We start from the raw sequence: 15,748 nt of genomic DNA, 5'->3' as shown, positions 1-15,748 counted from the left end.
ACGTTAGCTTTTACGCGAACAAATTTTGGCAAAAGGAAGATAATTATGCCAGACAATTGCTGTACCCAGCCAACAGTAACTACTGTGAACCCAGACTTGATCTGTTGTTGCACCACTTGTGGAGAGCCATCTTGCGATTCAAGTGGTACTAATACAAAAGGAGAAGCTGCCGGGGATCCAGGTGATTGCGGTTGTGGCGCAACTCAGAAAGATCCGATTCAGGATTCGACAATTAGTGGATGCAATACAATATTAACAAATGATTGCAAGAAGGTCTGTCAACCAACGAAGTGTGGTGGACCTCCTGGTGGACCTCCTGGTGGACCTCCTGGTGGACCTCCTGGTGGACCTCCTGGTGGACCTCCTGGTGGTACTGGTATCGGGTGGTTGAGGAGTGATAATAACAAAGGAAGTGGTAGTGGTAGTTGTGGGTGTAACAGCGACAGTTGCGGATGTAACGGAGGCGTTCAGCCAGCTAACGACCCACTCAAAAATGCAGCAAGTATGGTCAATCTGGTCCAATCGCAAGCGAATCCCAATGTCCCCAATCCAGGTCCTGGAACAATCAATCTTGGCACCGGTAATGTCAATTTCAGTATTACCCCACCTCAAACAGGTGTGTTTTCTCCAAGTTTGAACCTCAACTATAACTCATCAGCCGCAGCCGGTACGATTCAATTTGGAAATGGCTGGGCTGATTTATATAACCCCACGGTCTCTGCCATTGACAGTGACTCAGCGCTCGTCGTGACCGGTAATGGATCCGGGTTTCAATACGACAATCAAGACGGAAACGGCGTCTATGCCGCACCTCCCGGTACTAATAATTCTCTCAAGAAAAATTCCAACGGAACCTGGACCGAGACACAACCGAGCGGCATGCGGTTCGAATACGACTCATCAGGCATGTTGACTAAGAAAGTTTCTCCCGTTGGAGAAATATGGACGGTCGTACGTGATGGGGATTTACTATCGGCCATCATTGACCCTAAAACCAGCCGTACGACTTACAGCTATGACACCAATAATAAACTCAAAAGTATTACCGACTCCAGCAATCGCATCACAAGTTACACAATCGATTCCAATGGGAACTTGATTCGTACCCAAAACCCAGCAGGCAACATTACAACCTTTGCCTACGACAGCAGCCATCGTGTCAAGGCGTATCAGAACTCAGAAGGAAACACGATATCCTACACCTACGATTCCAGTAACCGTGTCAAGACTGTGGAAGAAGCCTCCGGCGCCATCACCAGTTACACTTATTCGCTCTTTGAAAACACAATCACCGATCCCCTCGGCAATGTCACCACTTATCTTTATGATGCCGGCTATACCCCAGCTGGGGTCATCAATTCATTGGGCAACCGTACAACCTACCTTTGGAACAATGGTGTCTTGGATGCGATTGTTAATGCTCAGGGAAACCGCACTTCCGTCACACATGTCACAGTCGGGAACCGCACGCGCCGTGTCAAAAACATTACTCAACCCGATGGTGGAATCTATACTTATCTGTATGACACAGATGGCTATACGCGTGCCACTATCGATCAACGAGGCAATCGGACGTCGCTCATCTGGAACTCCGATCACAAACGCATCGCCGTTGTCAATGCACTGGGAAATCGATTTTCGACTGTCTATACCACTGACGGACAAGTTCTGGCCAGTATCGACCCATTGGGAAATCGCAGTACCAATGTTTATGATACATCCGGAAACAAAATCGCCTCCATTGATCCACTCGGCAATCGAACCAGCTTTAGTTTTAATGCACAAAACCAATACGTGGCCATCACGAATCCACTCAATGAAATCACCACTTATATAAGAAATCCGTCTAATCAGATTTCGGCGATGATCAATGCAGCTGGGAATCGCACTACGTACATATACAATTCTTTGGGACAACAAGTTGCCACAGTCAATCCGTTGGGTGATCGGACTTCAGCGGTTTACGATGTGGAAGGCAAAGTGCTGGCCCAAATCGATGCTCTGGGCAACCGCACTTCTTATGCCTATAACTCGCGTGGCAACCAAATTCATACCGAAAACGCTCTAGGCTTCATCACCACGGATGTCTATGACTCCGCCAGCCGACTGATCGCCAATGTGACACCACTCGGCAACCGCACTACATATAGCTATGACGCAGATGGCAATCAGATCGCGGATACCGACCCGCTCGATAGCATCTCAACTATCGTGTATGACAGCCTGAACCGCGTGGCAGCAACTGTTGACCCTCTTGGTAATCGTACTTCGTTCAATTACGATCTTACCGGAAACCTAATTGCCACCGAAAACGCTCTAGGTTTTCGCAATACAAGTCTATTTGATGCGCTTAATCAAAATGTTGCCACCATTGATCCTCTGAATAACAGAGCAACGACGATATATAACTCTGCCAGTCAGGCTATTACTATAATCAATCCAATTGATTATCGCACTACAATTCTTTACGATTCCGCTGGCCGTACTGTAGCAATTATAGATGCGCTTGGTAATCGGAACACCGCAGTCTACGACTCCGCCAACCAGCTTGTTGCCGAGATCAATCCACTCGGCTTCCGCAGCAGCTACAGTTACGACAGCAGGGGCAATCAAGTTGCTACGACCAATGCACTAGGCGACATCTACACAACAGTTTACGATGTTGACGACCGCGATATCGCCAATGTCGATCCGCTGCTCAACCGCAGCACGGTAGTATATAATGCGAATAACCAGATAATTGGGAGTATCGACCCATTAAATAACCGATCCACAACTACATATGATGAGGTCGGCCAATCAGTCGCTTTCCAAAACGCTTTAGGTTTTATAAGCACGACTCTGTATGATGCTGATGGAAACACAATAGCTAGAATTAATCCACTTGGTTATCGTAATACTTCGGTTTATGACGCAGCAGATCAAAATGTAGCGAGAGTGAACCCACTTGGCTATCGTAGCACTTCAATCTTTGATGCTGCTGGTCAAGTGATTGCCTACATTGATGCAGATAATAATCGTTCCTCGACAGTCTACGATGTAGTTGGTCAAGTCATCGAAACGATTGATCCATTAGAGAATATTTCCACGACCATCTATAACGCCAACGGCCAGACAACCGATACCATTGATCCAATTGGCAACCGCATTACATATAGTTATGATGCAGCAGGTCAGAAAGTAGCAGTCAAAGATGCGAATAATAATATCCAAACGATGGTTTATGATGCAATAGGCCAATTGATTGTAAGCATCAATGCTCTTGGGAATCGCGTAACAACGATTTATGACGCGGATGGAAAGCAGCTTTCTTTGATTGACTCGAATGGAAATCTCACCAGCTTTACATATGATGCAGCGGGAAGGGAAATACGGGTCATTAACCCGTTACTTCGGTGCATAACTTCTGCTTATGATGCGGGCGGTCGTAAAATCCTACGAATTGACGCTCGTGGCTACCGAACAACATATTCACACGATGCAGCCAATCAGGTAATAGGCCGACAGTACCCTGATAGCACAAGGGTGACATTCGCTTATGACGCTGTCGGCAATCGAACTATCATGGCAAGTGTGACTGGTAGATACACGACCTCTTATAATACGCTGAACCAAAAAAAGTCAGTGATCGATCCTGATGGCAAGGCAATCACTTACTCCTATGATGCGAACGAGCAACGTATTCGTATGGCTGATCCTGACGGAGGTGTATTTACATATGTATTTAACTCTACTGGGCAAATCACAAATCTCGAAAACCCGCAAAATCAAGTAACCAGTTACAGCTATGATGCAGCGAACCGCAGAACAGTGAAGAAACTTGCGAACGGCACACGGACATCTTTCAATTATGATGATGCTAACAATGTCAAAACGGTGGCCAATCTGAATTCTATCAGCAGCTACATCTCGAGGTTTGATTATCAGTACGACAATGTTGGTAATCGTACTTCCGTATTGGAACTGAGCGGTGATCGTGTCACTTGGGGTTATGATAACTCATACCAACTCCTGAGTGAACACCGTAGCGGCCCAAATACATACTCCAACACGTTTACCTATGATCCGGCAGGAAATCGATTAGTTAAAATTACTAACGGTTTTCGTACCACATACAGCTATGATGTTGCTAATCAGCTGAATACATCTATCGATTCCAGCGGAATTACAACGTACATATTCGACAATGATGGTAACCAGCAGCTCGTTCAGGAACCAAACGGTGATTTGACTACATCAATGTGGGACTATGAGAATCAGCCTACACAGTATGAATTACCTATTGGCGATATTATCACCATGTCTTACAATGCCGAAAAGTTGCGTATTGAAAAACAGAGTAATTCAGGCACAACAAAGTTTATCTGGGATGAACAGAACTATCTTTTGGAAACAGATGCCTCTGGCAATACCACTTGCATCTACACTAACGAACCACATTTATACGGCAATCTGATTTCACAACGGCGAGCAGGAGAAACCAATTATTGTCATTATGATGTACTAGGAAGTACACGCGAAATAACTAACGAAAGTGAGACAATAACTGACACTTGGATTTACGATGCCTGGGGTAATATTATCAGCCGTAGTGGTACCACGCTAGTCTTCATGGGTTTCATCGGTGAGTTGGGCTATTATCTTGATGTTGAAACAGGAAACAACCATATCCGCAACCGGATATATGATCCTGGTATTGCAAGATGGTCGAGCGTTGACCCTATAGGTTTTCTGGATGGAATGAATTTATTTACTTATGTAAATAACAATCCATTGTTACGAAGTGACCCTTCCGGGATGTATCAACAAAAAAAGAAAGGGACATTTCCACGCATTCCGCTTCCACCAATTTTTAAACGAAAAAAGAAAAGGACATGTAAATCCATATGCAAAGATGTAAAGAAAATTAATAAAGCAAACCCCCAGAGATTTAGTAATCCTGCCGGTGGGGCTATATTTTGTGAGTGTGGAGTGAGGTGTATATGTCTGTTTCCAATTCATCAAAGGCCTAGTCCTTTCGCTCCAGGCCTTGATTATGAACCAGGCGAATGCCCTACAATAGACAAATTCATAGAAAGCCATGAACGTTTACACTTCCCCGAAGTTAACGAATGTAACAAAAATGACTGCTCAATAGTTCGTCCTCCGTTCAAGCCGGAGATAGACCCTAACAAATCAGAATGTCGTGCTCGCTCACGTGATGCCCAGAGGTTCTACGTGTTAATGACAGACCCAGAAGAACTAAAAAAATTCCCAATGAGTCAAAAGTGTCAGCAGAAACTTGTTCAACACTTTACTTTTCAAAGGCATTTTGTATTAAGAAATTGTGGATATGATCCGTTAAAAATACCTTTCATTCCCTAGTAGAGTTTTTATTAAATTTCATGTTGTCCATGTAATTATAATAATTCTCTTAACTGGAGGTAGTTCGGAATGTATGCCCGTTACATCATAACACTTATCTCGATATTATTTTGTACTTGTCTTTCCAGTTGTCACCGTGGAATATCGACCAGCGCTTCCCGTCCGGCTGAGGAACGATCACAATTCTCAGGTGAGTTTGATCTTTCATCTGATATGCCAGCTTATTTATTCAATAAGCCCATGATCGCCGTTTTTCAAACTCGATTTGCACCATATCCTAACGATCTGTTTCAGCCCGAAATTACCTTTGCAGTCTGGGATAACGGAACGTTTTTACTCAAGGAAAATCGAAACTATGTAACGGGAGCGCTGTCTGTTCAATCTTTGTCAGATGTAAATAACATCATGAACGATAAAAAATATGATTCCTATTTAACTGAGCCGCTTCCTGCTTTTCCGCATTCCGATTTCTACTACTCAATCTTATCTACAGAAAACAAAGATTATTCGGCCAAATCCTCTTTCAGGCTGACCGGTGCAGACGATCTCAATGACATGAGCGGTGTTCAAATACGGGACAATAGTAGTATTGTATATATCCGTAAAACTAACGACACCATCTATGAGCACTTGAAGAATAGTACAACCTCTGGGGGGTTCTCTCTGTCTGAAGGAAATGTAATGCAGATTGTCTCAAAATGGGGTTACGGACCACCGTATCTCACCAACGAATAACAGCAGCAATACAGATTAGAACTTGACTGTAGTGGTACAGTGGCTCCTTTGAGGGCATCAGGCAAAAGACTCTTCCTGAACTTCTCAAAATAACTGAGTACGATGCATCAGGACAAGTCGGAATCCGTCAGTCGCAATCGGTACAGATTGGTCAGTACCAGATGAAGAGAGAAACGGAATTAAAACCGGCTAAATTAAAGGAGACAGGTCTCTTATTTCCAACTACTGATACTCAAACAAAAAAATACTGATTAAATAAATCAGATGAATCAGTTTTTTCATAATATATCATGATCCACATATTCGTGAGTTATTCTGCAATGAAAACGTTTTTTGGAATTAGGTTCATTATTAGATAGTAGCAGAGTAAAGCGATGATACTGTCAGGTGACTATTGAATGATCCAGCATTCGCATACCACTCGCATTGATAATGTCTGGTTAATGCCAACCATTTAAAAGGGACTAATTTTTGCTCTGATTCAATTCATCCAAAATACACTCCCACTAGCATTACAACGGAGAAAACAATGCCCAATTCAAATCCCGCTTGCAATCCACCAAGTGATGTCACCTGTGATCCAGCTAAACTAAATGAATTAGTAGAGAGGTTTCCCGATCTATGTTTAGATGCTAGCAAATTTGAACCTAATGATCCTGAAACTACGCTATTGGGCGTTGGGGGTGCTGGAACTAGCTGGCAAGGTCTTTCTGGGCGTTATAATTATGGCTTAGTTTGCTCAGGCGAGGATACTTGGAAAGTTGGATGGGATGAAATTTTCCCTCCTTGGAGTTCAGGATCAGAAAATGCAACAGGAGGTTCTTTCCCTAATCTTATCTTTCCTAATTTCTCTACAACAGGGGGATTTTGCTGAAGTTACCCAAGAATAATGAGAGCTCTAAAAATGTGCAATCTATTCTTGCGTAACCTCTTACAAACATTAAAACCATAACGGAGAAAAAGATGCCCAATGCGAATCCCGCTTGTAATCCCCCAAATGATATTTCTTGCGATCCAGCTAAACTCCAAGAATTAGTATATAATTTTCCTTATCTCTGTCTCGACACTAGCCAATTTGACCCAGGCGATCCTGAAAACACATTAATTGGCGCTGGAACAAGCTGGACAGGGCTCACTACTAACTATAGCTATGTCTTAAATTGTGAAGACGACAATAGCTGGGTTCTCTCATGGGGTAGTATCTCCCTCCCTCCAATTTATGGATCTGAGAAAGCAACGGGAGGCTCTTTCCCTGGCCTGACTTTTCCCAGTTTCTCGACAAGAAACGGAAGTTGCTGAGAATCATTTTTGTATGAAGATAATTTCTTAGAACCAGTGTTTAGCAATCAATGATTACAAGAGTGAGTACCTCAGATTTGAATTTGAAAATGTGGAAAGTCGAAGTGATTTGGCTTAATCTCATAATATTGGCATGTTGATTTTTGTCATGATTCAATAAGAGTTTTTGAAATCAAATGGCTTATTTACTTCCTCATACTCTGATTCTACATATTCCCAAGACAGGCTCAGATTGGGTTCGCACCGCTTGCTATGAAGCAGTCGAAGGGCCGATTACTGAAATTGGTGATTGGCATTGTGACTTGCAGACGGCCAAGCAGATCATATTAGAAAAAGGAATCGAAATCCCTCTCACCATTACCTTCGTCCGGCATCCTCTTGACTGGTATAGGTCTGCCTGGATGTATTGGAAAGAAACTAATCGCTTTCCACGCCTGGAAGAGGAACCCAAAGTAGAAACAGACGACTTTGAGCAGTTTGTTCGCAATTGTATGGCAGTTGAACCTCAAGGCTATCTCTCTGCACTTTATGAACGGTTTACAGGAATCAATCCTGGGGAAATTTCTATGATTGGTAAGCAGGAAAACCTTGTGAATGACCTCGTCCGTATTTTAAGACTGGCAGGAGAAACTTTTGATGAGGTCAAACTGAGAGCAGTCAAATCGAAAAATGTGGGAGGTACTAAAACAGGCGTCAAATTCACAGGGTATTCTTTTGCATTGGCTAGAGATGTAGTTCAACATGAACGCCGCGTACTGGAACGATATGGATACACATATTAAAAAGTAAATAGACCTTTAGTCCTCATCCAGCGATAGAAAATAAATTTTTTGTAGAGCAAGCTTTTCTACCTTGAAATCACTTCCCTAAAATATCAGGAGTAACTGGTGAAGATTGATAATGAGAAATTGAAATCACTTTTTTCAAAACTGGGGATCTCTCAAAAATACGGAGCAACACAATGGGCTCTTAACTTGTGGGACGAGTTCGGTGCCTTGGAATCGGGGGACACTGTTGTCGATCTTGGATGTGGGGAACGGTTTGCCCCAGCGATGTCGCTTGACCCAACGATTCATTATATCGGGTTTGATGTTAACAGAGATTCGGTTGAAAAAGGCTCACTAAACTATCCCCAATATCGCTGGAAACACTCAAACGTTAGAAATGAAATGTATAACCCAACTGGGGTAATTGATCCGAAGACGTTTCAGATCCCTATCGAAGAGAATGTTGCAGACTTAGTCATTTGCGCATCATTATTCTCGCACCTCGAAACATTTGAAGTTGCGAAAAACTACATTCATGAAATTCAAAGGATCATCAAACCAGATGGTCACATATGGATTAGCTGGTTTCGTTCACCACCAAACGAGGTTTGCTCGGATGCCAAGCGAACTGTTTTTACCGAAGCCGAGATTATAAATATGATAGGTGGCTGGTTGGACCTTAAGCTAACGATAGGTGGAATGACTGAAGACTACCATAATCAATGGATTATGCTGGGACAGGTCAAAAGTACCAATGAATTCTTGGCCAAGGCATCTTAATATAACCAGGAGAACATTGAAAAAGTTGTTTCGCTTTTCTGTTGTACTGGAACTCCATTACCAACAACTATTCTGAATCCAGAGCCGGCCGAATATTGGATGTTTGAATGACTGACAAAGATGATATTGCTCTCAAACCACATAAATTCAATGACAATGTGAAACGAAACTTGATGTTTCACATTTGGCCCAAAGAATCTGCTCGACCAGTTTGGATGAAATTCATCAATAATCTGAAACGTGATATAGAAATTTTCAATCACAAGCGCATTGTAGGAATTGCTCATGGAACTGATACAGCAGATCCTCAAGAAGTAAAGGATCTGTTAAAAGAGTACATTGAAGAATTTATCGTTCACGAAAACCAAAAAGAACTAGGAGAAGTCCAGACCTTTCCTGAAATGTTGGAATATGTGATGAATGAGAATCCTGACGAAGTTACTTTTTATGGTCACGCAAAAGGAGTTAATCATAACCCTGGAACCATAGCCCACGCCTGGGCCGATCTAATGTATGAAGCGAACGTTCATTACCACAAAAAAGTTGAGTTTCTTTTACAACGTGGTTTTGGATTAGTAGGACCATTCAAACACAATAGCAACCGTGGGCATAGCGATGCTTGGGGAGGCCATGGTTGGCATTATTCTGGAACTATGTTTTGGTTTAGGAATAGCGAAATATGGGCTAGTAACTGGCGTGACATACTACCAATCTATCATGGAGTCGAAGCCTGGCCGGGCAGACAATTACGCTCGGAATATGCAGCGTGTTTGTTTTACGAACCCAGAGATTCTATGTACAACTCAAATCAATTTCGTAATTTGATTTTGCCTGCCTGGGAGAAATGGAAAATTGAAAATGCTTCCTATCATTATACCCGTAATCAGTCCTTAGAGTTTCTCCCAGATCATTAAGAACATTTAAACAATTTTACGGTAATTGAATGGAAATTACCCCTGAACTGCATATGCGTTAGTTACCAAAGTAAATGGAGGCCTTTATTATCCTGAGTACAGAAGCCAGATGGAAATTTTTTATGCTCCTGTGATTATTATGGCAACTACCAATTCATGGCTAAGATCGTTACTCATGAAATACATTGATTTCTGGAAAAAAATTTTTTAACACTTTCTTAGTGTTTTGAACCCACGAGTGTAATTCCCATGTCTGAAAATAAACGCTCAATGCTCCTTCGATTTGCATATTATGCGATCCCATTTTTGCTAGTGATTTATGTTTTGAGCATTGGCCCTGTTGAAGCGATATTTTTACACTTATTTTATGTTCACACTCAAGAGCCTGGATCAAATGTTACTCTTGGATCAATTTATGTTGAAGCGGGTTCTTTTTATTTCCCCTTGACATGGGCTGCAAACAAAAATCAATTCATTAATGAAATGCTTAAACGCTATATTAATTTATGTCATAGATTGATATTTCCAGACACACACGATTACTGTAGCTTTGGTGGCTTTTTCTAGCTTGTATTATGATCTGCTTTTGTCACGCTTAGATTTCTATTACATGGAACTAGTTCATATGACTGAAAAGAAAGAATCCATTTTCATTCGATTTGCATGTTTTGCTGTCCCTATATTATTAGTGGTTTATATTATGTGCACTGGTCCTGTTTTTGCTTTGATGTATGACTCGAATGGAGATTTGGAACATCTGGAATAGCTAAACTTTATAGTCTGGTTCTATGCTCCATTGGCGTGGTGCTCAGAACGAAATGAATTCCTATCGAAATTCTTTGGTGCTTATATTAATATTTGTAATGATTCAAATATCGACTTCAAATAATCATGGCCATGGTATTAGTGCTTATGCCTGAGTGAAGTATCAAAATTCTCCCGCCTGACACTTCACCAGACCGGAGAAATCAAGACTATTTACAGCTTGAAACAGTTGTTGGCATCACCGTTCTCTTGTGTGCTTCCAAACTATGATATTTGAAAAGATCAACTGCACTTTTCTACTACGTTTAAAACAGATCTTACATAAGACAATCTCCCAAGCCAAGCCTGGGGAAATTCCCCATCCGTGGTCATTACTGTTTCTGATTCGAAGAGCAAAGCATGAAGTTTCTATTATTATTTTTCACATATCATCTCTCAATCTTGAGTCTATAGACGGTAGGATCAGTGAAAGTTAGAATCGATTAGGAGCAGTCCTATCAGCTACTAACAACCAGAAAAGAGGCCTCTATGGAGACGCAACAGCTTCAACAAATCTTGATGGAACTACGATTTACCGCTGGACTGTCAGAGGGAGAGCAACAGAAGCTGGCTCGTATTTCGCGTGCGCGAGACTTTCCCAAAGGTACGACTATTTTTACAGAGGGTAGCGCGCACAAAGATATCTATGTAATACGAACTGGTCGCGTCGAAATCTGCATGAGCATACCGGCCCGTGGATGTTTACCTGTTTTAACGCTCGAATCAGGCGATCTGGTTGGCTGGTCATCTATTTTAAAACTGGGAGAAATGACGGCCACAGTCGTAGCCTTGGAAGACACACAAACAATTGCCATTGATGCAGCAAGTTTAAGAACACTTTGTGACGAGGATCATGATATTGGCTATCAAATCATGCATCGAATTGCCACTGCACTTTCCCAGCGACTTGTAGCCTCTCGCTTACAGGTGCTCGATATGTTTGGTCTCGAGTTATTTGATGATGTCGATTCTTACGAAAATAGCTCGAGAGGGACAGCAGAATGAATGAAGCCATACAGACTGCAAGTCCCCGATCTTGTTTTCTTTCAATCGATCAGTTTGCGAATTTATTCGAAGTGCTGCATGCTTTAGATTACGAAGTCATCGGCCCTACTTTAGATCAGGAAGCGATTGTGTATGATCGGGTGACATCGATTGAGGATCTGCCCCGCGGATGGACGGACATTCAAGAGCCTGGCAAGTATCGATTAGAGCAACGTGATGACGATGCCTTATTTGGCTATGTGGTCGGTCCCCATTCATGGAAACAAAATTTATTTCCGCCTGTCAGCACATTATCCAGTGCTGATCGAACAGACGAGGGTTGGCAGTTTACTGAAGTAGAACAGGAGCTACCCAAATTTGCGTTTCTCGGAGTACGCGCATGTGAATTGGCGGCTCTCAAAATTCAGGATCGTGTCTTTATGGAAGGCCCGTATGTTGATCCGAATTATCAGGGACGTCGTAATCAAGCATTAGTCATCGCTGTGAACTGCACACAGGCGGCATCGACTTGCTTTTGCACCTCCATGAATACCGGCCCCCGTTGTACAAGTGGCTATGACCTGGCCCTCACGGAACTACCAGATGGCTTCGTTGTCGAAGTGGCCACTTCACTTGGTGAAACAATCATTGATGCTCTGGAAACTCAGATTGCCTCAGACGAAAATCAACGACAGGCTGAAGCCGCGCGGCAACAAGCGGTCGATCAGATCTCACGAGAATTCGATACAACAGATATTCGAGACTTATTACTGTCTAATTTAGAACATCCACAATGGAATGATGTCGCGGAACGGTGCCTTTCCTGTACCAACTGTACGATGGTCTGTCCGACCTGCTTTTGCAGTTCCGTGGAAGAAGTCAGTGACCTGACTGGCGATCATGTCGAAAGACAACGTCAATGGGATTCGTGCTTTAACGTTGATTTCAGTTATATGAACGGTGGCTTGGTACGGAATAGTATTCGAAACCGGTATCGCCAGTGGATGACTCATAAACTGGCAACCTGGATCGACCAATTCGGAACGTCTGGTTGTGTTGGCTGCGGTCGTTGTATTACTTGGTGCCCTGTCGGCATTGATCTGACACAGGAAGTTGCCGCCATTCGAGAAAGCCAGACATGAATTCCGCTTGTTCAACAACAGGAGAAGACAGCATTACGCAAGCCAATTCCTGGGTACCGCATACGGCGGTGATTCGTAAAGTCACACATGAAGTCAACGAAGTCAGTACCTATCATTTGGCGCTATCTGATCCTGCGCTTGCCAAAGCATACCGTTTCGAGCCCGGACAATTCAATATGTTGTACGTGCCAGGCGCGGGTGAGTCGGCGATTTCAATGAGTGGCGATCCTGATTCACCGGAAACTCTGGCACATACGATTCGGTTTGCGGGAAATGTGACACGCAGTATCGCAACTATGGAAGTAGGTGATACCTTGGGACTCAGAGGCCCCTTTGGTACGAGTTGGCCTTTGGAAAAGTGTGTCGGCAAAGATGTCATTCTGGTAGCAGGAGGCATTGGATTACCACCGCTTCGTCCGCTCATTCATCGTCTGCTGGTTGAGCGACAGCGATTCGGACAACTGCATTTACTCTACGGTGCACGATCTCCCGATATGCGACTTTACACCAAAGAATATCGTGACTGGTCTGAGAAAGGTCTGTTGATTAAAGAAACAGTAGATCGAAAAAATCTCGGTTGGCAGGGGAATGTCGGAGTGGTGTCCATGCTATTGGAACGCTTAGAACCATTCGACCCTGCTCATTCGATACTCATGATTTGTGGACCGGAGCTGATGATGCGATTTACCGCCAGAGCAGCAATGCAACGCGGAATGACGCCCGAACAAATCTGGGTTTCCACGGAACGAAACATGCAATGTGCGATCGGCCTGTGTGGACATTGCCAACTGGGTCCGGAATTTATTTGCAAGGATGGCCCCATTTTTCGCTACGATCAGATTTCGCCTTATTTAATCGTGGAGGGACTCTAATCGTGGGAAAACCAAAACTTGGTGTTTTTAAATTTGCCTCCTGCGATGGTTGCCAATTATCACTGCTGGATGCTGAAGATCAGTTGCTTGCTGTTGCGGAAGCAGTCGACATTGTCCATTTCCCTGAAGCAAGCAGCCGACTGGAATCGGGTCCCTATGATATTGCACTGATCGAAGGTTCCATCACAACCCCACACGATGTAGAACGAATTCAGCAAATCCGCGGCGACTCGAAGTTTTTGATGACAATCGGCGCCTGTGCGACTGCAGGTGGAATCCAGGCACTACGCAATGGCGCTGATACGAGTGAATTCATGCAAGCCGTCTATGCGACCCCTGAATACATTCAGGTTTTAGACCAATCAACGCCGATTGCCGAACATGTGAAGGTCGATTTTGAGTTACGGGGTTGCCCCATCAATCAATATCAATTAATCGAAGTCATTCAGTCATTATTGGCAGGCCGAACTCCACGTACCCCCAAACATAGCGTTTGTCTCGATTGTAAACGCCGTGGAACGGTTTGCGTGACCGTCGCTCAGGGAATCGCCTGCCTGGGACCTGTCACGCAGTCCGGCTGTGATGCGATTTGCCCCAGTTATCACCGGGGTTGTTATGGCTGTTATGGTCCCGCTGCTCAGCCAAATCTGGTAAGCTTGAGCACACAGACACTCAAAACAGGCGTTTCTCCAGCAGAAGCTGCTCACAGACTGCAAAACTTCAACGTCTCTGCACCTGCCTTTCATAAAGAGAGCCAGCGGTTAACGGATCAGGCCAGGGAGCAGAACTGATGGGTAACCGTACAATCAAAGTTGAAACATTGACGCGGGTCGAAGGCGAAGGCGGTCTCTATATTCGTTTGAATGGAGAGGCCGTTGACGAAGTGCGATTAGAAATTTATGAACCGCCGCGCCTGTTCGAAGCTCTATTACGCGGCCGACCTCTGGAAGATGTTCCCGATATTACGGCGCGGATCTGTGGAATTTGCCCGGTCGCCTATCAGATGAGTAGCGTGCATGCATTAGAAGCTGCTTTGGAAGTGACAGTTTCACCAGAGATCCGCCGTCTGCGACGATTGCTCTATTGTGGTGAATGGATTGAAAGTCACGGTTTACACATGCACTTATTGCATGCGCCAGACTTCCTGGGATTCGACAGTGGACTGGAAATGGCGAAACAGTTCCCGGACGAAGTCAATCGAGGGCTGCGTTTGAAAAAACATGGCAATCAACTCGTCGATATGCTGGGAGGGCGAGCCATTCATCCCATCAATGTTTGTGTTGGCGGTTTTTATCGTCTGCCAACACGAAAAGAAGTCCATAAATTGATTCCTGATTTTGAATGGGGGTTGAATGCAGCCATCGAAACAACACGCTGGGTTGCCGGTTTTGATTTCCCTGACTTCGAATCCCCTGATTGTGAATACATCTCACTTTCGCATCCCGATGAATATCCGATGAATGCAGGAGTCATGAAAACCAGTCGTGGTGACACGATCGATGTGGCTAATTATGAAGCAGAATTTGAAGAACAACAGGTTCCGCATTCCACGGCCTTACATGCGATTCGAAAGTCAACGGGACGCCCTTATTTACTGGGGCCGTTAGCGCGCATCAATCTGAATCGGGACAAACTCTCTCCCTCCGCACAAAAACTGGCAGACGAAATCAAGCTGGAGCCTTTATGCTGCAATCCGCATAAAGGGATTATTGCGCGGGGACTGGAGATCATCCACGCTTACGAAGAAGCGTTAATGATCCTGCGAGATCAAACACTAAAAGGGAAATCGCGTGCGTCATACGAGTATCAAGCCGGCGAGGGATTGTCTGCAACCGAAGCACCGCGCGGAACCCTCTTTCATCGGTATATTGTCGATAAAGATGGTAAGATTGTTGAAGCATCGATTGTTCCACCGACTTCACAAAACCAGGCTCAAATTGAAACAGATTTAAAACAATGGATCTCGCATGTCATCAGTAATGATGAACGAGAAACAGCCCGCAAATGTGAAAACCTGGTCCGTGCGTATGATCCCTGCATCAGTTGTTCCACTCATTTTCTGAATGTCAAAATAGAACGCACTTAGT

At 43.9% G+C, this 15,748-nt stretch carries 13 protein-coding genes; all 13 read left to right on the top strand.

The window, feature by feature from the left end; all coding sequences use genetic code 11:
* Positions 1–45 precede the first annotated feature (45 nt).
* The 13 genes from V202x_RS20055 to V202x_RS19995 all read left to right on the top strand — a co-directional run bounded on the left by V202x_RS20055 (position 46) and on the right by V202x_RS19995 (position 15,747).
* Positions 46–5,364 carry an RHS repeat-associated core domain-containing protein gene (locus V202x_RS20055; RefSeq protein ID WP_197992991.1) on the top strand — a complete coding sequence of 1,773 codons (5,319 nt, stop codon included), beginning with the start codon at positions 46–48 and terminating at the stop codon, positions 5,362–5,364.
* 69 nt (positions 5,365–5,433) lie between these two features.
* Complete coding sequence (locus V202x_RS20050; protein ID WP_145178646.1) at positions 5,434–6,099, top strand: hypothetical protein; 666 nt, start codon at positions 5,434–5,436, stop codon at positions 6,097–6,099.
* 529 nt (positions 6,100–6,628) lie between these two features.
* The gene (locus tag V202x_RS20045) at positions 6,629–6,973 is read left to right on the top strand and encodes a hypothetical protein (protein ID WP_145178645.1); all 345 of its coding nucleotides are present in this window, start codon (positions 6,629–6,631) and stop codon (positions 6,971–6,973) included.
* An 89-nt stretch (positions 6,974–7,062) separates the two neighbouring features.
* On the top strand, positions 7,063–7,398 hold the full coding sequence (locus tag V202x_RS20040; RefSeq protein WP_145178644.1) for a hypothetical protein: 336 nt from the start codon (positions 7,063–7,065) through the stop codon (positions 7,396–7,398).
* Between the two features lie 176 nt (positions 7,399–7,574).
* A complete protein-coding gene (locus V202x_RS20035) occupies positions 7,575–8,180 on the top strand; it encodes a hypothetical protein (protein ID WP_145178643.1) in 606 nt (201 codons plus the stop codon).
* A 105-nt stretch (positions 8,181–8,285) separates the two neighbouring features.
* Positions 8,286–8,945, top strand: coding sequence for a class I SAM-dependent methyltransferase (locus tag V202x_RS20030; protein WP_197992990.1), 660 nt, complete (start codon positions 8,286–8,288; stop codon positions 8,943–8,945).
* A gap of 107 nt (positions 8,946–9,052) precedes the next feature.
* The gene (locus V202x_RS20025; protein WP_145178640.1) at positions 9,053–9,859 is read left to right on the top strand and encodes a hypothetical protein; all 807 of its coding nucleotides are present in this window, start codon (positions 9,053–9,055) and stop codon (positions 9,857–9,859) included.
* Positions 9,860–10,108: 249 nt separating this feature from the next.
* Positions 10,109–10,426, top strand: a complete 318-nt coding sequence (locus V202x_RS20020; RefSeq protein ID WP_145178638.1) for a hypothetical protein — start codon at positions 10,109–10,111, stop codon at positions 10,424–10,426.
* Between the two features lie 726 nt (positions 10,427–11,152).
* Positions 11,153–11,668, top strand: coding sequence for a cyclic nucleotide-binding domain-containing protein (locus V202x_RS20015; protein WP_145178636.1), 516 nt, complete (start codon positions 11,153–11,155; stop codon positions 11,666–11,668).
* Positions 11,665–12,789 carry a 4Fe-4S dicluster domain-containing protein gene (locus V202x_RS20010; protein ID WP_145178634.1) on the top strand — a complete coding sequence of 375 codons (1,125 nt, stop codon included), beginning with the start codon at positions 11,665–11,667 and terminating at the stop codon, positions 12,787–12,789. Before V202x_RS20015 ends, V202x_RS20010 begins: the two co-directional genes overlap by 4 nt.
* On the top strand, positions 12,786–13,661 hold the full coding sequence (locus V202x_RS20005; RefSeq protein WP_145178632.1) for an FAD/NAD(P)-binding protein: 876 nt from the start codon (positions 12,786–12,788) through the stop codon (positions 13,659–13,661). Before V202x_RS20010 ends, V202x_RS20005 begins: the two co-directional genes overlap by 4 nt.
* A 2-nt stretch (positions 13,662–13,663) precedes the next feature.
* Complete coding sequence (locus V202x_RS20000) at positions 13,664–14,452, top strand: oxidoreductase (RefSeq protein WP_197992989.1); 789 nt, start codon at positions 13,664–13,666, stop codon at positions 14,450–14,452.
* Positions 14,452–15,747 (top strand): Ni/Fe hydrogenase subunit alpha, encoded by a 1,296-nt coding sequence (locus V202x_RS19995; protein ID WP_145178627.1) that lies wholly within the window; start codon positions 14,452–14,454, stop codon positions 15,745–15,747. The genes V202x_RS20000 and V202x_RS19995 overlap by 1 nt, the downstream gene beginning before the upstream one ends.
* Position 15,748: the final 1 nt, after the last annotated feature.

Origin of the sequence: Gimesia aquarii (assembly GCF_007748175.1) — a bacterium.
GTDB lineage: Bacteria > Planctomycetota > Planctomycetia > Planctomycetales > Planctomycetaceae > Gimesia > Gimesia aquarii_A.
The sequence above is the reverse complement of the archived record's forward strand: the minus strand, read 5'-3'. Positions and strand labels throughout refer to the sequence as shown.

Coding starts and splice junctions, on each gene's coding strand:
- V202x_RS20055 (WP_197992991.1), top strand. CDS start 46: ATGCCAGACAATTGCTGTACCCAGCCAACAGTAACTACTGTGAACCCA.
- V202x_RS20050 (WP_145178646.1), top strand. CDS start 5,434: ATGTATGCCCGTTACATCATAACACTTATCTCGATATTATTTTGTACT.
- V202x_RS20045 (WP_145178645.1), top strand. CDS start 6,629: ATGCCCAATTCAAATCCCGCTTGCAATCCACCAAGTGATGTCACCTGT.
- V202x_RS20040 (WP_145178644.1), top strand. CDS start 7,063: ATGCCCAATGCGAATCCCGCTTGTAATCCCCCAAATGATATTTCTTGC.
- V202x_RS20035 (WP_145178643.1), top strand. CDS start 7,575: ATGGCTTATTTACTTCCTCATACTCTGATTCTACATATTCCCAAGACA.
- V202x_RS20025 (WP_145178640.1), top strand. CDS start 9,053: ATGACTGACAAAGATGATATTGCTCTCAAACCACATAAATTCAATGAC.
- V202x_RS20020 (WP_145178638.1), top strand. CDS start 10,109: ATGTCTGAAAATAAACGCTCAATGCTCCTTCGATTTGCATATTATGCG.
- V202x_RS20015 (WP_145178636.1), top strand. CDS start 11,153: ATGGAGACGCAACAGCTTCAACAAATCTTGATGGAACTACGATTTACC.
- V202x_RS20010 (WP_145178634.1), top strand. CDS start 11,665: ATGAATGAAGCCATACAGACTGCAAGTCCCCGATCTTGTTTTCTTTCA.
- V202x_RS20005 (WP_145178632.1), top strand. CDS start 12,786: ATGAATTCCGCTTGTTCAACAACAGGAGAAGACAGCATTACGCAAGCC.
- V202x_RS19995 (WP_145178627.1), top strand. CDS start 14,452: ATGGGTAACCGTACAATCAAAGTTGAAACATTGACGCGGGTCGAAGGC.